The following is an 18,686-nucleotide window of genomic DNA, read 5'->3' on the forward strand; positions in this document are numbered from 1 at the left end:
CCCCACGACGTACGCCCAGCGGCTGGCCTCCGGCGCGTCACCCGGCCTGGCCCGCTCGGCGCCGGCCCGACCGGCCGCGTCGAGCACCGCCAGCGGCAGCCCGCTGGCGAGCCGCAGCCGGAGCATCACGTCCTCCATGTGGGCCTCGTCGACGGTGAGCACCTCGCGGGCCAGGCCGGGTGACGCGCCGGAGGCCAGCCGCTGGGCGTACGTCGTGGGGTGCTTCACGTTCCACCAGCGCACCCCGCCGACGTGGCTGTGCGCCCCCGGGCCGAGCCCCCACCAGTCCGCGCCGGTCCAGTAGAGCAGGTTGTGCCGGCACCGGGCCGCGTCGGTGCGCGCCCAGTTGGACACCTCGTACCAGGACAGGCCGGCCGCGTCGAGGGCGGCCTCCGCGGCCAGGTAGCGGTCCGCGGCGACGTCGTCGCTGGGGTACGCCAGCTCGCCGCGCCGCATCCGGGCGGCGAGCCGGGTGCCGTCCTCGACGATGAGGGCGTACGCGCTGACGTGATCGACCCCGGCGGCGACGACCTGCTCCAGGGTTGCGGCGAAGTCCTCGGCCCGCTCCCCCGGCGTGCCGTAGATCAGGTCCAGGTTGACGTGCTCGAACCCGGCGTCGCGTGCCTCCAGGGCGGCGGCGGTGGCCCGACCGGCGCTGTGTTTGCGGTCCAGGATCGCCAGCACCCCCGGGGAGGCGGACTGCATGCCCAGCGAGATCCGGGTGTAGCCGGCTGCCCGCAGCCGCCGCAACGACTCCGGGGTCACCGACTCCGGGTTGGCCTCGGTGGTCACCTCGACGTCGGCGGCGAGCCCCCAGGTGCGGTCGATGCCGTCGAGGATGCGGGCCAGGTCGTCGGCGGGGAGCAGGGTCGGGGTGCCGCCGCCGACGAAGACCGTGTCGACCCGGGGCGGCGGACTGTCGCCGAGCACCCGGGCGGCGAGCGACAGCTCGGCCAGCACGGTGTCGGCGTACGCCTCGCGGCTGGCGCCCCCGCCCAGCTCGGCGGCCGTGTAGGTGTTGAAGTCGCAGTAGCCGCAGCGACTGGCGCAGAACGGCACGTGGACGTACACGCCGAAGCCGCGCGCGCCGACCGCCGAGGTGGCGGTGGCGGGCAGCGATCCGTCGACGGGGACGGTCTCACCATCTGGAAGGACGCCGGGCATGGCCACTAGTGTGCCCGGCATGACCTCTCCCGACGTCCTCGTGCGGGTCGCCACGGCCCGTGGGGTGACCACCCTCACCCTGGACAGCCCACACAACCGCAATGCGCTCTCCACCGCCCTGATGACCCAGTTGCTGGCCGGACTGGCCGACGCGGTGGCCGACGACGCGGTCCGGGTGATCGTGCTGGACCACACGGGCCCGGTCTTCTGCGCGGGCGCGGACCTGAAGGAGACCGCCGCGGCGTACGCCAGCGGCACGGTGCCGGCCGGGATGCTGGGGGACGTGCTGGCGGCGCTCTGGGACTGCCCGAAGCCGGTGCTCGCGCGGGTCGCCGGGCCGGCTCGGGCCGGCGGGCTGGGCCTGATCGCGGCCGCCGACCTGGCGGTCTGCGCCGACGAGGCGACGTTCGCCTTCACCGAGGTGCGGATCGGGGTGATCCCGGCGGTGATCTCGGCAACCGTGCTGCCCCGCCTGCACCCGCGTGCCGCCGCCGAGCTGTACCTGACCGGCGACACCTTCGACGGCCGACGGGCGGCCGAGATCGGCCTGGTCACGGCCGCCGTGCCGGCCGACGGGCTGGACGACGCGGTACGGCGCTACTGCGACTCGCTGGTGCGCGGCGCGCCCGGCGCGCTGGCCGGCGCGAAGGAGCTGCTGCGCCGACCGGGCACCACCGAGCTGCGGGCCGACCTGGCGCGGCTGTCCGCCCTCTCGACCGGTTACTTCCTCTCCGACGAGGGGCGCGAGGGGGTCCTGGCCTTCCGGGAAAAGAGATTGGCTCGATGGGTGGCCGCTCTGGACGGTGGTTCCGCTGATCATGCCGGGTAGGGGCGGGACGCGCCGCTGAACGTGCCGGGTAGGGCCGGGACGTGTCAATCGGTCAAGTCCTTGACCGGTCAATCGCTTCCCGGCGTCCAGGTCGGGTGACGTGGCAGACAACCCAGAGCCCGGTCGGCGCGGCAGGTGAGTTCGGCGCCGGAGCGGGAACGTCCCGATCGGTACGCGGCGGCAGCGCGGACCCCGAACCGGTCGGACGACCCGGACGACGCCACCGGGGACGTACGCTTGTCGAACTGTCGATCAGGGGGTGTGGGTGCGAACTCGGGCAGCCGTGGCGGGTGGAGTGGTGCTCATCCTCGTCGCTGTGATCGCGATCTGGCTCGTCGTCCGGCAGGTCGGGGATCAACTTCGACTGCCGCGGGCGGGACGCACCTGCACGGTCCAGGCCGACGGCCGGGTCGCGCTGGACGTCGAGCAGATGGCCAACGCGGCGACCATCGCGGCGATCGGCGCCCAGCGCGGAATGCCGGAGCGGGCCGTGGTGATCGCGCTGGCCACCGCCTACCAGGAGTCGGGGCTGCGCAACCTCGCCGACGGCGACCGGGACTCGGTCGGCCTGTTCCAGCAGCGCCCGAGTCAGGGCTGGGGCACGTCGGCGCAGATCCGCGACTCCCGCTACGCGGCGAACAGGTTCTACGCGGCGCTGAAGAAGGTGCGCGGCTGGGAGAAGATGCGGGTCACCGATGCCGCCCAGCGGGTGCAGCGCTCGGCGTTCCCCGAGGCGTACGAGAAGTGGGCCGACGACTCCGAGGTGCTCAGCAAGGCCCTGCTCGGCGACGTCACCGGCGCGGTGGCCTGCACGGTGGGGCGTACCCCGGTGATGCACGGCGCGGCGGCGACCGCCCAACTGACCCGCAACCTGGTGCTGGACTGGGGCGTGTCGAGCGCCGGCCCGGCCAGCCAGACCGGGCTGGCGGTGACGGCGGACGACCAGCGCGACGGTTGGCGGTACGCGCACTGGCTGGTCTCGCACGCCCAGGACCACGGGGTGAAGCGGGTCCGCTTCGGCGACCTGGAGTGGACCGCCCGCAACGGCACCTGGGGCCGGGTCACCGGCGAGCAGGGCCCCGCGGGTCAGGTGGTGGCCGAGGTCTTCGCCGAGGGCTGACGACCCGGATCTCTTAACCGGCAGTCACCGCACAATCGGGCACCGCACCACATGATGCCCAATTGACCACAGGAATCTCACTGTCCGCAGCAGTACCGCTGCACATGGTCTGGTCCGGGTCCGCCCGCGCCGCACGCCCTCCCCGATGTCTGGACAGTCGCGTTACGATCGGCGGCCTGTGCCAGAAATGGTTTCACCTCATGGGGAGGGGTACGACGCGGTGTTCGATTACGGCGACCGGACCGGCTACGAACCGATCAGCGACACTGACCGCAAGGAGTTCCACGAGCAGGGCTTCCTCCTGCTGCGCAACGTCCTGACGGAGGACCACCGGGCGGCGCTGGAGGCGGCTGTCGACCGCGTCTACGCGGAGGAGCAGGCCAAGGGCAACACCAAGAAGGACGGCACGCTGCACCTGCTGGGCTTCCTGGAGCGTGACGAGCTCTTCGGCGAGCTGCTCACCCACCCGATCGCCTTCCCGTACATGTGGGGGCTGGCCGGCTGGAACATCTACACCCACCACAACCACCTGGACGTCACCCCGCCGGCCGCCGAGCCGGAGAAGCCGTACTGGGGCTGGCACCAGGACGGGTACCGGCAGAACTCCGACCCGGAGACGATGGACCCGAACCTGCCCCGGCCGATGTTCTCGCTGAAGGTCGCGTACGTGCTGTCCGACCTGTCGGAGACCGGCCGCGGCGCCACCAAGGTCATCCCGGGCAGCCACCTGTGGAACTCGCTGGACCGGCCGAAGGACCTCAGCGTGCACAACCCGGACCCGGAGGGCACGGTGGAGATCACCGCGAACCCGGGCGACGCGTTCATCTTCGACCGTCGGCAGTGGCACTCCCGCTCGACGAACCTGTCGACCATCACCCGCAAGATGCTCTTCGTCGGCTACACCTACCGCTGGATCCGGCCGCTCGACGAGCTGCACCCGGACCTGAACGGCGAGTGGTACCGCAACCGCACCCCCGTGCAGCGCCAGCTGATCGGTGAGGGCACCCACACCGCCAACTACTGGGGCATCAACTGGGACGGGTACGTCGACGACGAGATCCCGCTGCGCAAGGAGCTCAAGGAGCGCGGGCTGCTGGACCGCAACATCCCCTGGCTGCGCTGATCACCTGCGTCTGCGAACGGCCCCCCGCCACCGTCGGCGGGGGGCCGTTCTCGTATCCGCTTCCGGGCCATCCGGTGCCGCGCTGTCGGTAGCGTGACGGCCGGCTACCCAACGCTGGCGTGTCGTCTCGGCACCGCGCTCAGCCGTGCGTTCCTCGCGGCGGCGCGGTCAGCCGCGCGAGGCCAGGCGGCGGCGGGCCTTCTCCCGGATCGGCTCCGGCAGGTCGCCCGCGTCGAGCAGGCGGGGCAGCAGCTCCGGCTCCAGGCTGGTCGCCCGGAACACCTCGCCGATGGTCACCCCGTGCGCGGGCCGCTCCACCACCTCGACCGGGTCGCCGGCACCCACCTCGCCCTCGCGCAGCACCCGCAGGTACGCCCCCGGGGAGGCCCGCACGGTGAAGCGCCGGATCAGGTCGGGCACACCCCAGAAGCCCGCGAACGTCGTGCAGGGAGTACGCGGCATCGTCACCTGGAGCACCGCTGTGCCCACCGCCCACTGTTCGCCGATGACCGCGCCGGTCACGTCGACGGCGTAGGTGGTCAGGTTCTCCCCGAAGCCGCCCGGGCGGACCGACCGGCCGATCTCGGCCGACCACCACGCGGCGTCCTCCTCGGCGTACGCGTAGACGGCCTTGTCCGGCCCGCCGTGCACGGCCCGCTCGCCGATGAAGTCACCGGCCAGGCCACCGGTGAGCACCGCCACGGGCCCGTCGACCGGTCGCTTGTCGATGCCGCTGCGACCGCTCGCGTCGCCCGCCCACGCCGCCTCGGTCACGATGCCGAGGTTCACCGCTGCCACCCTGCCCGTCATGACGGACAGCCTAGGTGAATCCGCGGTACGGGCTTGACCTTGACGCTGCGTCAACCCCCCCGACTGACCGCCGGGGGTCGGGTACGACCGGTCAGCCCTTGACGGCGCCGGCCACCAGGCCGGAGACCATCCGCCGCTGCACCAGCAGGAAGAAGATGATGACCGGCAGGGTGAACAGGGTGGAGGCGGCCATGACCGGCCCCCAGTTGGTGTCGTCGCGGCCGAAGAAGAACGTCATCGCCACCGGCAGCGTGTAGCGACCCTGGTCGTTGATGAACGTCAACGCGAAGATCAGCTCGTTCCACGCGGTGATGAAGGAGAAGATGCTGGTGGCGACCAGGCCGGGCGCGACGAGCGGGAACAGCACCCGACGGAACGTCTGGGCCCGGCTCGCGCCGTCGATGGCCGCCGCCTCCTCCAGCTCCTTGGGCACGGCAGCGACGAAACCGCGCAGCATCCAGACCGCGAACGGCAGCGAGAAGCCGAGGTACGTGAGGATCAGGCTGGGCAGGGTGTTGTAGAGCCCGAGCCGCTGGATCATCAGGAACAGCGGGATGACCAACGCCTCCAGCGGGATCATCTGCACCACGAGCAGCATGATCAGGAAGCTGGTCCGCAGCGTGAAGCGGAACCGGGCCACCGCCGTCGCGGCGAGCAGGGCGACCAGGCCGCTGAGCACCACAGTGGAGACGGCGACGATAGCGCTGTTGAGGAAGAAGTCCAGGAAGCTGACGCCGGGGATCAGGTTGCCGGTCAGGATCTCCCGGTAGTGCGCCAGCGTCGGGTGGGCCGGCACCGGCTGCGGGGCGGACGAGAAGATTTCGCTGCTCGGCTTCAACGAGGTCGAGACCATCCAGTAGACCGGGAACGCGGCGAAGAGCGCGACCAGCAGCCCGGCGGCGTTGAGGGCCACCTTCTTCACGACTCGTCCTCCTGCCTGAGCACCATCCGTACGTAGAAGCCGGTCACCACGAGCAGGATCAGCGTGAGGATCACCGCGATGGCCGCGCCGAGGCCGTACTTCGGTGGCGGAGAGAAGGCTTCGGCGTACGAGTAGATGGAGAGCATGAACGTCGGCCGGTCCTGGGTGCCGCCGGCCAGGACGAACTGCTGGGTGAAGACCTTGAAGTCCCAGATGGTGGAGAGCACGATCAGGATCCCGAAGACCGGGCGCAGCAGCGGGAACGTGATCTTCCAGAAGACCCGCCACGGGCTGGCGCCGTCCACCCGGGCCGCCTCGTGCAACTCACTCGGCACGCTCTTCAGGCCGGCGAGCACGCTCACCGCGATGAACGGGAACGAGTGCCACACGACCACCAGGGTGAGGATGGCGAAGAAGAGCAGCGGCGAGTTGAACCAGCCGTAGCCGGTCCAGTCGCTGCGGCCGAACAGGGCGTGGGAGAACCCGTCCGGCAGCGCGTTGAACAGCCAGGTGACCAGGCCGCTGGTGTCGTCGAAGATCCACTTCCAGACGATCGTGCCGGTGAGCGCCGGGGTGGCCCAGGCGAGCATCACGCAACTGGCGACGAAGGTGGCCATCTTGCGGCCGAGCCGGTTGAGCAGCAGCCCGACCAGGGTGCCGAGCACCATCGTGAGCAGCACGTTCGCCGCGGCGAACAGCACCGTGTTGCGCAGCACCGTCAGGAAGAACGGGTCGGAGAGGATGTCGGTGTAGTTGCCGAGCCCCACCCACGGCCACTCCCGGTCGCCGCGCAACTGCCGGACGCTGTTGAGCCGGTAGAAGGACATCGCCACCACCTGGCCGAGCGGCCAGAGCAGCAGCACCCCGATGATGACGAGTGCGGGCAGGAGAAGCAGGTACGGCAGGCGGTCCACCGGGCGACGCCGCCGCGCGGGGGTCTCCCGCGCGGCGGACGTCTCGGCGCTCTTGGTCAGTGAGCTCACTTGCTGTTCAAGATGCCTTCCATCTCGGCGGCCGCGTCGGCGGTGGCCTTCTCGACCGTCTTCTGACCCTTCATGACCGAGCTGTTCATCGCCTGGGTCACCGTCTTCGTCCGGCTGACCTCCACCCACTTCGGGGTGAGCGGCGTGAGCTTGGTGTTCTGCATGGTGGTGGCGAACGCCGCCATCACCTTGTCGTTGGCGTACGTGTCACCGGCGACCAGATCCTGGTAGACCGGGAAGAAGCCGAGGCTGCTCGCGAAGCTCTGCGAGTTCTTCTTGTTCAGCAGCACCGTCAGGTAGTCCCAGGCCAGATCCTGGCGCTGGCTGTCCTTCCAGATCGCCACGTCCGAACCGCCCGCGAAGCCGGGCGCGGCCTTGCCGTCCGGGCCGGGGATCGGGAACGTACCCCAGACCTTCTCGATCTCGGGGTTGTCCTTCTTGATGGCGGCCTGCTGCCAGCTACCGGCGAACGCCATGGCGGCCTTGCCGGTGGCGAACTGGGTGCGCGCGTCGATCTCGTTCCACCCGGCGGCGGCCGGCGGGGCCACCTTGTGGACGGTCACGAGGTCGGTCCAGTACTTGACGGCCCGCTGCGCCTCCGGCGTCGTGTAGCCGGACTTCCAGGCGCCGCCCTGGTTGGTCGCGATCTCCGCGCCCGCGCCCCAGAGGAAGGAGTAGAAGGGCAGCTCGGAGTTGCCCGGCAGCGCGATGCCGTAGGTGCCCGGCTTCTTCGCCTGCACGGTCTTGGCCACGGTGACCAGGTCGTCCCAGGTCTTCGGCGGCTGGACGCCCGCCTCGGCGAACCAGTCGGTGCGGTAGTAGATCGCCCGCACGCCCGCGTACCAGGGGACGCCGTACTGCTTGCCGTCGAGCTGCGCGTTGCGGACCAGGTCGGGCAGCAGGTCCTTGCCGTCGGCCCAGCCGCCCATCCGGCCGCTGACGTCGGCGAGCGCCTCCTGCGCGGCCCAGCCCTGGGTCTCGGTGTTGCCCAGCTCGGTGATGTCCGGTCCCTCACCACCGGCGAGCGCGGCCTGGAACTTCTTGGGCGCCTCCAGCCAGGGGATGTACTGCACGACCACATCGGTGTCGGGGTGCTTCTGGCGGAACTCCGCCTCGACGCCGTCGAGGAACTTGTTCTGCGCGTCGCCGCCCTCGCCCATCATCCAGACCGTGAGCTTGCTGTCGTCGCCCGCCTTGTCGTCGGAGCCTCCGCAGCCGGTCAGCACCATCGCGGCCGAGGCCACCACGGCGGTGACCGGGGCCAGCCGCTTCCACCTGTTCACGCCACTTCTCCCCTCGCGCCGCCTGGAACTTACCTTCTCCGCCGCACCTTAGTACGAAGAAATCCTTTACGACAGTGGGCGGGCAGGCCGAAGCGTCGCGACCGTACCGCAGGGAACCGACCCGACGGGCCCGTGGCATCGGGCCGAATCCGGGCACTTCACCACGAAAGAGCGCCCGACCAGTGGTCGGGCGCCCTTTTCCGTGGTGCGGTGATGCCAGGTTGTTACCGGGTGACGCTGCGGCGGCGACCCACGCCGGCCACCAGCGCGACCGCGATCGCGGCCACCACGACCTGCACCAGCAGCTCCGTCCAGTCGATACCGGCCGTCTCGGTCGCGATACCCATCGCCCGCGCCAGCACCGTACCCAGCAGAGCCGCACCAACACCGATCAGCAGGTGCAGCCACATCGGCATGTTCTGCCGACCCGGAACAACCAGGCGGCCGAGCGCCCCGACGATGAGACCAACAACGATGGCAGTGATGATGCCCCACACGGTGAGCTCCACGGTCGCCCTCCTTCTAAGAATGTCTGACACACAATGTGTGCTTCCTGTCGTGGCGACTAAGTTCCCGACCCACCGAAAAACCAAACCGACTCAACCGCAGAGAAGTTGTCGGCGTCGATGCCGGACGGCTGCGTCGATTGGGGTGGGAGCGCGTCCACACAGGTCAGGCAACATGTTGCCCAGGGCGACGACCCCGCCCACGCGGCCAAAAATTTTCTCCCTCAGCCGCACCCGACCAGGCCCAGACCCTCGCCCCACGTCGGTGATCAAGAGGTTTGCGTCAGGATCAGGGCCTCCACTGACGCAAACCTCTTGATCAACACGGGTGACCCCGGGGGCCCGGAGGCAGGGGGCGGGCCGGGGGGTTACTTCTTGGTGGCCTTGGCGTCGCCGGAGTCGGAGGACAGGGCGGCGATGAAGGCTTCCTGCGGCACCTCGACGCGGCCGACCATCTTCATCCGCTTCTTGCCTTCCTTCTGCTTCTCCAGCAGCTTGCGCTTACGGCTGATGTCACCGCCGTAGCACTTGGCGAGGACGTCCTTGCGGATCGCGCGGATGGTCTCCCGGGCGATGACCCGGCTGCCGATGGCCGCCTGGATCGGCACCTCGAACTGCTGGCGCGGGATGAGGGTGCGCAGCTTGGCGGCGATCGTGACGCCGTAGTTGTACGCCTTGTCCTTGTGCACGATGGCGCTGAACGCGTCCACCGGCTCGCCGTGCAGCAGGATGTCCACCTTCACCAGGTCGGACGCCTGCTCGCCGGACGGCTCGTAGTCGAGTGAGGCGTAGCCCTTGGTCCGGCTCTTCAACTGGTCGAAGAAGTCGTAGATGATCTCGGCGAGGGGCAGGGTGTAGCGCAGCTCCACCCGGTCGGCGGAGAGGTAGTCCATTCCGAGCAGGCTGCCGCGCCGGCCCTGGCAGAGCTCCATCACCGCGCCCACGTAGTCGTTGGGCGTCAGCACGGTGGCCCGCACCACCGGCTCGTACACCTCGGCGATCTTGCCGGTGGGGTACTCGCTGGGGTTGGTGACGACGATCTCGGCACCGTCGTCGGTGATCGCCCGGTACACCACGTTGGGTGCGGTGGAGATCAGGTCGAGGTTGTACTCGCGCTCCAGCCGCTCCCGGATGATCTCCAGGTGGAGCAGGCCGAGGAAGCCGCAGCGGAAGCCGAACCCGAGCGCGCCGGAGGTCTCCGGCTCGTAGTCCAGGGCTGCGTCGTTGAGCTTGAGCTTGTCCAGGGCCTCACGCAGGTTCGGGTAGTCGGACCCGTCGATCGGGTAGAGGCCGGAGTAGACCATCGGCTTCGGGTCCTTGTAGCCACCCAGCGCCTCGGCCGCCGGCCGGGCGTTGATGGTGACCGTGTCACCGACCCGGGACTGCCGGACGTCCTTCACACCGGTGATCAGGTAGCCGACCTCGCCGACGCCGAGCGCCTCGGCCTTCACCATCTCCGGTGAGATGACGCCGATCTCCAGCAGCTCGTGCACCGCCCCGGTGGACATCATCTTGATCCGGTCGCGGGCGCTGATCCGGCCGTCGATGACCCGAACGTACGTGACGACGCCGCGGTAGACGTCGTACACCGAGTCGAAGATCATCGCCCGGGCGGGCGCCTCGGCGTCGCCGACCGGCGGGATGAACTGCCGGACGATCTCGTCGAGCAGGTACGGCACGCCCTCGCCGGTCTTGCCGGAGACCCGGATGCAGTCGGCGGGGTCCCCGCCGATGAGGTGGGCCAACTCCTCGGCGTACTTCTCCGGCTGGGCGGCCGGCAGGTCGATCTTGTTGAGCACCGGAATGATGCGCAGGTCGTTCTCGAGCGCCAGGTAGAGGTTGGCCAGGGTCTGCGCCTCGATGCCCTGCGCCGCGTCGACCAGCAGCACGGCGCCCTCGCAGGCGGCCAGCGACCGGGACACCTCGTAGGTGAAGTCGACGTGCCCCGGGGTGTCGATCATGTTGAGCACCGCGTGCTCACCGGCCCGCTCGCCGTCGCGGATGGTCCACGGCATCCGGACGGCCTGGCTCTTGATGGTGATGCCGCGCTCGCGCTCGATGTCCATCCGGTCCAGGTACTGCGCGCGCATCTGCCGGGGGTCGACCACGCCGGTGAGCTGCAACATCCGGTCGGCCAGGGTCGACTTCCCGTGGTCGATGTGGGCGATAATGCCGAAGTTCCGGATGCGACCGGGGTCGGTGGCACCAGGGGCGTTCGCGCCGGGATCGAGCTTCGGTGGCACAGCGGTCCGTTCTGGTCGGCTGACGTGAACAGGCCGGCGCGCCGCCGACCCCCTCCATGTTCCCACGCCGCCGGGGTACGCCCGCTGCGCGGGCGACGGATCGGCCCCGGCGACCTCTCACTCCATGGGCGGCTCGACGAACAGCGCGGCCAGCCGGGGCAGGCGGCGGCGGGCCTCCTCCTCGTCGTCGAAGTCCCAGAAGTCGTTGAGGTCGGGCGTACGCACCGGCTCGCGGTCCTCCGGCAGCTCCGACGCGGTGGCCTTGCGGTACGCGTCCCAGGGCACCGTGAGCATCTGCTCGGCGGAGAACTCCTCTCCGCTGAGCGAGGCGGCCCGCACCTGGGGCAGTTCGGCCAGCGAGTCGGGGTCGCTGACCGCGCGGGCGAAGACCGCCCGCCCCTGGGTCATCAGCCAGCCCCGGAAGTGCTCGAAGCCGTCCGCGGAGGCTCCGCCGTTGATCAGGTACGCCGCGCCCCACAGGTCCGCCTTGTGCGAGGCCGCCAGCACCCTGCGCTGGTGGTGGGCGTACCCGACGATGTCCTCCGGGTCGCGCTCGGCGAGCAGGGCGACGGCCCGCGCGGCGACCGGCCCGGGCTCTCCCCCGCCCCCGGCGCGGGCCTGGTCGATCAGCTGCCAGAAGTCCTCGGTCCTCATGGCTTGGCAGTCTGGCAGTGTCGCCGCGCGCCGCGCACGTACCCCGGGGCAGCATGGTGGGGTGTCCTCCCCGCCGCTGCCCCCGGTGCCGTACCACGCGGGTGCGCTGCGCCCGTCGTGGCCGGCCCTGCCGGCGGCGCTGCGGGCCGCCATCGCCGGGCGCCTCGGCGCACCGGTGGTCACCGCCCGGATCGCCGCCGCCGGCTTCACCCGGGGGTTCGCCGCCGTGCTCGACACCGCCGACGGTGGTCGGGCCTTCGTCAAGGCGGCACCCGCCGTCGAGCAACCGCGCCTCGTGCAGGGGTACGCGCGGGAGGCCGCGATCCTCGACCGGCTGCCGGCCGGCCTGCCGGCGCCCCGCCTGCGGTGGACGCTGGACGAGGTCGGCTGGTTCGCGCTCTGCACCGACGCGGTCGACGGCCACACCCCGCGCCTGCCCTGGACGCGGACCGAGCTGGACGCCACGCTCGCCGCGTACGCCGAGGTCGCCGCCGCCCTGGCCGCCTCGCCGGCCGGGCTGACCGCGCTCGGCCTGCCACATCTCGCCGAGCTGGCCCGCTCGGACATCCTGTGGTGGGAGGAGGTCGCCGCCGGCCGGGAGCCGCTCCCGGCGCTGCCCGCCGCCGCCCGGGGCCGACTGCCAGAGCTGGTGGCGCTGGAGTCCCGCCTCCCCCGGTACGCGGACGGCGCGACCGGCATGATCCACGGCGACCTGCGGGTGGACAACGTGCTCATCGGCGGTGACGGTCGGGCCTGGTTCTGCGACTGGACCTGGGCCTGTTCCGGGCCGGCCTGGTTCGACCTCGTGAGCCTGCTGCTCACCGCGTACGCCAGCGGCCTGGACACCGACCGACTCTTCGCCGGACACCCGGCGTCGGCGGGCGCTCCCCCGGACGCGCTGGACGCCACCCTGGCCGCGCTGGCCGGCTACTACCTCACCGGGGCGGACGCGACACCGGCGACGGCCTCACCGCACCGGTCGGCGCACCAGCGGTGGAGCGGCGAACAGGCCCTCGACTGGCTCGCCCGCCGGCAGGGCTGGCGGTGACGCGGGCCGGCCTGGCGCTGACGCGGGGCCGGTCTGCCGGGGGCGTAGTCTGGTGGTCGTCGGGCCGGGATGGGCCGCACGTTGACCGAGCCGTTTTGGCTCGTCCCGGGCGACCTGGTAACCTGGCTCTTCGCGCAGCGATGACGCATGTTCGTCATCACGCGCATAAGCTGACCAACCCGAGCTATCAAGACGAGGCTGTCGCGTGGCGAACATCAAGTCCCAGATCAAGCGCAACCGGCAGAACGAGAAGGCCCGGCTGCGCAACAAGTCGGTCAAGTCGTCGCTGAAGACCGCCGTCCGGAAGTTCAACGAGGCTGCCGAGGCCGGTGACGTCGAGAAGGCCACCGCCCTCATGCTGGACGCCTCTCGCAAGCTGGACAAGGCCGTCAGCAAGGGCGTGATCCACTCCAACCAGGCCGCGAACCGCAAGTCCGCGATCGCGAAGCGCGTGGTGGCACTCTCCGCCTGACGACTCCGTCAGACTGATTCGGAAAGCCCCGGACCCCCGGTCCGGGGCTTCCGTGTGTCCACGGACGGGTCGACGTGCCGGCGTGGCGTCGGCAGGCCGATCGGCGTGCCCGTGTCGTGGCCTCGGCGGCGGTCAGTCCGACGGGTCGGTGCGGCGGGTCGGCCGCACCGGGTCGGTCGTGACCACCACCGCGGTCACGACGTTCGAGACCCGGGCCCGGCCGACGACCGGCTCCATCTGCCGACGGAAACGGTCCCGCTCCTGCTCGGGCACGAGCGCGGCGGAACGGACCACCACGGCGGCCACCATGTCGTTGAGCTTGACCATCGCCGCCACCACCACGGGCAGCACCAGCACCGCCCACCAGGTCACCAGCTCCGCGAGGGCGAGCAGCACCGCCAGGGCGATGGCGCCTTCGAAGAAGAGGAAGCAGAGCACCCCGCCGGGGTTGACGAACCGCAGGCCGAGGAGCCGGGCGTAGAGCGGCCGGTACCGCTCCTCGTCGGCGGGCATGGTGGCCCACGCCGTACGGTTCGGCCCCGTCACCGGCCGCTGCCCTGCCGGGCGGCCGCCACCGAGAAGACCGCGCGCTCCAGGGCGTACGCCCGGTCGTCCGAGCCGCCCTTGACGGCCGCGTTGCACTCGGCGGCGACCTGCATGGCCCGGACCAGCCCCTCCGGCGTCCAGCCGCGCCCCTGCCGCTGCGCCCGCTCGATCTTCCAGGCCGGCATTCCGAGACTGCTGGCGAGCTGGTACGGGTTGCCCCGCCCGGCCGACGCCACCCGGGCCACCGTACGCACCCCGTCGGCCAGGGCGTCGGCGATGGGCACCGGGTCGACACCGACGTGCAGGGCCCAGCGCAGCGCCTCCAGGGCGGCCGGCACATCGCCGACCATGGTGGCATCCGCCACCGTGAAGCCGGTCACCTCGACCCGGCCCCGGTAGTAGCGGGCCACCGTCTCGGCGCTGATCCGCCCGTCGGTGTCGGCGATGAGCTGGGAGCAGGCGGCGGCCAGCTCGCGCAGGTCGTTGCCGACCGCCGCGATCAGCGCCTCGGCGGCGTCGTCGGTGCACCTGCCGCCGGCCCGGCGGATCTCGTCGCGGACGAAGGCGACCCGCTCGCGGTGCCCCTTGAGCTTGGCCGCCGGGATCACCATCGCGCCTGCCGACCGCAGCCCGTCGGCGAACGCCTTGCCCTTGGCCCCGCCCAGGTGCAGCACCAGCAACTGGACGTCCGGGTCGGGATTCTTCGCGTACGCCAGCAGCGCGGCGACCAGGTCCTTGCGGGCGTCCTGACCGGAGCGCAGGATGAGCAGCCGCCGCCCGCCGAACAGCGATGGGCTGAGCATCTCGGCGATCTCACCGACGGTGAGCGCACCTGCCTGGTACTCGCGAACGTCCACCTCCGTCTCGACGCTGCGGACCCGCTCGACAGCTTCGGTCACGGCGCGCGTGGCGAGCAGCTCCTCGTCGCCGAGGACGAGCAGAATGGGGGCGAGGCTGGCGGGGGTCACGTCGCCCATATTCGCACGGCCCACGGCGGGTACGGGCCTGCTCATTCGCCACCCGGTCGGTGCAGCCCGCACTAAGCGCAAATCCAGACATTTATCTCGGTTCGTCATCTAATCCGCAAGACGGTCACCATTTCCTCCATAACGCTGCAATTTCCACGGCAGAGCCGGCCCACCCGCGGTCATGGCCGGTCCGGATCGCCGCGAGGTCACCATCGGTGTCGGTCCGCAGGACAGACCCTCACGGTGGTCGTCCGGGTTGCACCCCTCGGCGGGCCACCGCCAGTCCGTGGCCGGTCCGGATCGCTGCCAGGTCACCATCGGTGTCGGTCCGCAGGACCCGGGCGCCGCCCCTGCTGAGCCGGGCCAGAAGCGCCGGGCTCGGGTGCCCGTAGGTGTTGCCCGCGCCGACCGGCACCAACGCGATGGCCGGCCGTACGGCGGCCAGGAAGCCGTCGTCCTGATACGCCGAGCCGTGGTGGGCGACCTTCAGCACGTCCGCCCTCAGCTGTCCCGACGCCGTCCGGGCCAGCACGGCGTGCTGCTCCTCGGTCTCGGCGTCGCCGGGCAGCAGGATCTGCACGCCGGCGACCGTGGCGCGCAGCATCAACGAGTTGTTGTTCGGATCGGATCTGGTGCCGGCCAGCGGGTACGGCGGACCGAGCACGAGCAGGTCGACACCGCCGACCCGGTGCAGCGCCCCGGCGGTGGTGCCGAGCAGCGTGGCCCGTCCGCTCGTCGCCGCCGCGCGGACCGCGTCCCGGCCGCTCGCCGGATCCGTCGATGGCGGGGTCAGCACGGCGCCCACCCCCCGCCCCCGGAACACGCCGGCCACCCCGCCCACGTGGTCGGCGTGGAAGTGGCTGACCACGAACAGCGGCACCTCCCGGATGCCGAGCCGTCGCAGGCACGCGTCCACCGCGCCCGGGTCCGGGCCGGCGTCGACCACCACCGCCCGGCCGGGGGCGACGGGCAGCACCAGGGCGTCACCCTGCCCCACCGCACAGGCCACCACCACCCAACCGGGCGGCGGCCAGCCGGTGGCGATCAGCCGGACGCCGAGGGCGCCGAGCAGCGCGGCGACGGCGACGACCGCCACCACTCGGCGCACCAGCGGTCGACGCGCGGCGACCAGCAGCGCCACGGTCAGCCCGGCCAGCAGCAGTGCGCCCCACGCGCCGCCCGGCCAGGGCAGGGTGCCGGCGGGGAGGCGGGCGCCCTGGCGGGCGATGACGACCAGCCACCAGGCCGGCCAGCTCGCCAGCCACGCGACGAACCCGGCCCCGGCGGGCCAGACCGGCGACAGCACGGCGGCCGTCACGCCCAGCACCGTCGCGGGGGCGATGGCCGGCACCGCCAGCAGGTTGGCGGGCACGGCCACCAGGCTGACCGTGCCGGAAATGCCGGCGACGACCGGCCCGCAGGCCACCTGGGCGGCCGCCGGCACCGCCAACGCCTCGGCCAGTCCGGCCGGGACACCCCTGCGGCGCAGCCCGTCCCGCCAGCGCGGCGCGAGCAGCAGCAGACCCCCGGTGGCCAGCACGGACAGCGCGAACCCGGCGTCACCGGCCAGCTCGGGGTCGACCAGCACCAGCACCGTGACGGCGGCGGCCAGTGCGGGCAGCGCGGCCCGCGGTCGACCGGCGGCCAGCGCGACGAGCCCGATCGCCCCCATCGTGGCGGCCCGGACGACGCTCGGCGACGGGCGGACCAGGATGACGAACCCCACCAGCGCCACCCCGCAGAGCAGGCCGGCGAGCCACGGGCCGGCGCGCGCCCAGCGGGCCAACAGCAGCACCGCGCCCAACACGATCGCGACGTTGCTGCCCGAAACAGCGTTGAGGTGTGTCATTCCGGTCGCCCGGAAGTCTTCCTCGACGGCGGGCGGCAGGCGGCTCGTGTCCCCCACCACCAGCCCCGGCAGCAGGCCACCCGGATCGTCGGGGAGGGGCACACAGGCCCGTTGCAGGCCGGCACGCAGCGTGCCGGCTGCGCGCTGCGCCCAGGACGGCGCACCATGACGCTCGGGGGGCCCGGTGGCGCCGAGCACCGCAGCGGTGAGGTCGCCGCCGCGCGGAAGGCCGAGGCGACCCTCGGCGGTCACGCGCTGACCGGGCAGCAGACCTCGCCAGCCCGGGTCGGTGGCCAGGACCAGCAGCCGCGCCGACGCCCGAACCCGCTGGCCGTTCGGACCGGTCAGCCGGATCAGCTCGCTCGACACCAGCAGCATGCCGGGACGGCCGGCGGATCGGATCGGGCGCGGATCGTCCCGGACGACCAGCTCGGCGGTGACCGGAGCGCGCTGCTCGGCCAGGACGTGGATCGGCGGCGCGTCCCGGACAGCCAGGCGGCCAGCGGTTGCCGCCGCGCCACAGAGCACGCCGAGGCCGACCGCGACGGCGATCCAGCCGTGCCGACGGGCGGGAGCCCGGGGGTGGCCGAGTCGGCCGAGCAGGTGCAGGGCGCTGAACGCCGACAGCACGGCCGCTGTCCCGCCCACCAGCAGGAGCGGGCGGACGCCGACGTGCAGGCCGGTGAGCGCGGTGAGCCACGCGGCCACGGCCAGCCCGGCGAGCCGGAGATCCGGCGGCGGGGTCCGGGGTTGGGCGAGGTCCGGGTGGCTCGACGGCGCGGGATGAGCGCCGCTCACACCGTCACCAGATCCTTGAGCTGTTCGTAGCGCGCGTCACCGATCCCGTCGACCTGGCGCAGGTCACCGACGCCCTTGAACCCGCCGTGCTGATCCCGGTAGGCGAGGATCCGCTGGGCGAGCACCGGCCCCACCCCGGGCAGCGCGTCGAGCTGGGCCAGCGTCGCGGTGTTGAGGTTCAGCGGCCCGCCGGCGGCCGGTGCCCCGCCGGCCGCCGGGTCGGCCCCACCCCCCGGCACCGGTGATGGCGTCACCCCGACCACGATCAACTCGCCGTCGGTGACCTTGCGAGCGGGGTTGAGCAGCGCCACGTCGACCCCGGGCAGCGGGCCGCCGGCCGCCTGCACGGCGTCGGCGAGCCGAGCCCCGGCCGGCAGGCGCACCAACCCGGGCCGGCGCACCTTGCCCGCGACCGCCACCACCAGCTCGCCGGCCGGCGACGCGCTCCCCTGCTCGGCCGAGACGGCCGGGGCCGCCGCGCCGGTCGACGGAGTGACCGGTTCCGCGTGCGGCCGGGACCGCCAGGCCCAACCAGCGGCGGCCAGCACCACCACGAGGGCGACCACCGCCAACGCCCGCACGCCGCGCCGCCCCGGATCGAACGCCCCCGGGCCGGGCAGCCGTGCGGCGCCGCCGTCGGAGTCGGGGGACCCGTGCGCCGCCGGGTCGGTCAACGGCGCACCGATCCGGGGCAGCGGCACGCCGAACGGAAGCGCCCCCGCGGGCGGCACGCCAGCTCGGGGTGGCGGCACGCCGAACGGGAGCGCCCCCGCGAGCGGCACGCCGCCACCCGTCGGGGCCGTCAACCGGCGCAGACGCTGGCGTACCTCTGTCTCCTCGTCCTGCGACACACCGCGACGCTAGGGCCGACGGGCGGCAGGCCGGGGCGCTCCGGCGTCGACCTGTGGACAACCGGCGCCACTGTGGACAACGCCCTGATCATGTCCCGATCTGCTACTGGCCGCCCGGGGCGACGAGCCGTCGCGGCGCACCCGCGGCTGGGCACGGGAGGTAGCGCACACGCATGGACGACTATTAATGTTACAGGTATGACGTGTGACGTCACGATGGGCCGGCGCCCGGCGGACCGATCCCGCACCGCGCCGGTCCACCGAGGACGGGCCACGCGGCACGTCCCGTCCCGCTGAAGTGCGCCCACACGACGGACACCCGCCCTCCGTCGACGTCCGTGGGATCCCTGACCGCCACCCATCCCCATCACCCCCCACCACCGAAGAGGAATCCATGGACGTGAAGAGAAGGCTGAGCCGTTCGCTGGCCGCCGCGGGGACCCTGCTGGTCCTCGTCGCCGGGGCCGGCGTCTACGTGGTCTCCGAGACGCCCGGCGTCGCCCGGGCCGCCGGGACC

At 72.2% G+C, this 18,686-nt stretch carries 17 protein-coding genes; 5 read left to right on the top strand and 12 right to left on the bottom strand.

Going from position 1 to position 18,686, the window contains the following annotated elements; genetic code table 11:
* Nucleotides 1–1,164 (bottom strand): radical SAM family heme chaperone HemW (gene hemW, locus AB0J68_RS08745; RefSeq protein ID WP_363937279.1); only part of this gene is annotated, 1,164 nt, incomplete at its 3' end.
* A gap of 19 nt (nt 1,165–1,183) precedes the next feature.
* Here hemW and AB0J68_RS08750 point away from each other — a divergent pair.
* From AB0J68_RS08750 to AB0J68_RS08760, 3 genes are all read left to right on the top strand, one after another.
* Nucleotides 1,184–1,993 carry an enoyl-CoA hydratase-related protein gene (locus AB0J68_RS08750; RefSeq protein ID WP_355067059.1) on the top strand — a complete coding sequence of 270 codons (810 nt, stop codon included), beginning with the start codon at nt 1,184–1,186 and terminating at the stop codon, nt 1,991–1,993.
* A gap of 259 nt (nt 1,994–2,252) precedes the next feature.
* The gene (locus AB0J68_RS08755; protein ID WP_355135330.1) at nt 2,253–3,113 is read left to right on the top strand and encodes a hypothetical protein; all 861 of its coding nucleotides are present in this window, start codon (nt 2,253–2,255) and stop codon (nt 3,111–3,113) included.
* 220 nt (nt 3,114–3,333) lie between these two features.
* On the top strand, nt 3,334–4,236 hold the full coding sequence (locus tag AB0J68_RS08760; protein ID WP_363937255.1) for a phytanoyl-CoA dioxygenase family protein: 903 nt from the start codon (nt 3,334–3,336) through the stop codon (nt 4,234–4,236).
* 168 nt (nt 4,237–4,404) lie between these two features.
* Here the strand turns inward: AB0J68_RS08760 and AB0J68_RS08765 are convergent, their stop codons facing one another.
* From AB0J68_RS08765 to AB0J68_RS08795, 7 genes are all read right to left on the bottom strand, one after another.
* Entirely contained in the window at nt 4,405–5,046 is a 642-nt protein-coding gene (locus AB0J68_RS08765; protein WP_363937258.1) for an MOSC domain-containing protein, read from the bottom strand.
* A gap of 91 nt (nt 5,047–5,137) precedes the next feature.
* Nucleotides 5,138–5,968 (bottom strand): carbohydrate ABC transporter permease, encoded by an 831-nt coding sequence (locus AB0J68_RS08770; RefSeq protein ID WP_363937261.1) that lies wholly within the window; start codon nt 5,966–5,968, stop codon nt 5,138–5,140.
* Nucleotides 5,965–6,951, bottom strand: a complete 987-nt coding sequence (locus AB0J68_RS08775) for a sugar ABC transporter permease (protein WP_355067055.1) — start codon at nt 6,949–6,951, stop codon at nt 5,965–5,967. Before AB0J68_RS08775 ends, AB0J68_RS08770 begins: the two co-directional genes overlap by 4 nt.
* Nucleotides 6,948–8,234, bottom strand: a complete 1,287-nt coding sequence (locus AB0J68_RS08780; protein ID WP_363937265.1) for a sugar ABC transporter substrate-binding protein — start codon at nt 8,232–8,234, stop codon at nt 6,948–6,950. The genes AB0J68_RS08775 and AB0J68_RS08780 overlap by 4 nt, the downstream gene beginning before the upstream one ends.
* A gap of 224 nt (nt 8,235–8,458) precedes the next feature.
* A complete protein-coding gene (locus AB0J68_RS08785; RefSeq protein WP_344360793.1) occupies nt 8,459–8,743 on the bottom strand; it encodes a GlsB/YeaQ/YmgE family stress response membrane protein in 285 nt (94 codons plus the stop codon).
* A gap of 365 nt (nt 8,744–9,108) precedes the next feature.
* Nucleotides 9,109–10,983: a translation elongation factor 4 gene (gene lepA, locus AB0J68_RS08790; RefSeq protein ID WP_354857966.1), complete on the bottom strand. Its 1,875-nt coding sequence runs from the start codon at nt 10,981–10,983 to the stop codon at nt 9,109–9,111.
* Nucleotides 10,984–11,100: 117 nt separating this feature from the next.
* Nucleotides 11,101–11,637, bottom strand: a complete 537-nt coding sequence (locus AB0J68_RS08795; RefSeq protein ID WP_354857963.1) for a DUF4240 domain-containing protein — start codon at nt 11,635–11,637, stop codon at nt 11,101–11,103.
* A 61-nt stretch (nt 11,638–11,698) separates the two neighbouring features.
* Between AB0J68_RS08795 and AB0J68_RS08800 the strand changes: the two genes are divergently transcribed.
* Both AB0J68_RS08800 and rpsT read left to right on the top strand, forming a co-directional pair.
* Nucleotides 11,699–12,685, top strand: a complete 987-nt coding sequence (locus tag AB0J68_RS08800; protein ID WP_363937269.1) for a phosphotransferase — start codon at nt 11,699–11,701, stop codon at nt 12,683–12,685.
* Between the two features lie 205 nt (nt 12,686–12,890).
* Entirely contained in the window at nt 12,891–13,157 is a 267-nt protein-coding gene (rpsT, locus tag AB0J68_RS08805; RefSeq protein WP_007464006.1) for a 30S ribosomal protein S20, read from the top strand.
* Between the two features lie 132 nt (nt 13,158–13,289).
* On the opposite strand, the gene AB0J68_RS08810 is transcribed toward rpsT, so the two are convergent.
* The 4 genes from AB0J68_RS08810 to AB0J68_RS08825 form a co-directional block, all read right to left on the bottom strand.
* A complete protein-coding gene (locus AB0J68_RS08810) occupies nt 13,290–13,703 on the bottom strand; it encodes a hypothetical protein (protein ID WP_355067051.1) in 414 nt (137 codons plus the stop codon).
* A complete protein-coding gene (gene holA, locus AB0J68_RS08815) occupies nt 13,700–14,680 on the bottom strand; it encodes a DNA polymerase III subunit delta (protein ID WP_363937272.1) in 981 nt (326 codons plus the stop codon). Before holA ends, AB0J68_RS08810 begins: the two co-directional genes overlap by 4 nt.
* Before the next feature lie 229 nt (nt 14,681–14,909).
* On the bottom strand, nt 14,910–17,318 hold the full coding sequence (locus tag AB0J68_RS08820) for a ComEC/Rec2 family competence protein (RefSeq protein WP_355067050.1): 2,409 nt from the start codon (nt 17,316–17,318) through the stop codon (nt 14,910–14,912).
* A complete protein-coding gene (locus AB0J68_RS08825; RefSeq protein WP_363937276.1) occupies nt 17,315–18,169 on the bottom strand; it encodes a helix-hairpin-helix domain-containing protein in 855 nt (284 codons plus the stop codon). Before AB0J68_RS08825 ends, AB0J68_RS08820 begins: the two co-directional genes overlap by 4 nt.
* Between the last annotated feature and the right edge of the window lie 517 nt (nt 18,170–18,686).

This window comes from Micromonospora sp. NPDC049580, assembly GCF_040675595.1.
Lineage (GTDB): Bacteria > Actinomycetota > Actinomycetes > Mycobacteriales > Micromonosporaceae > Micromonospora.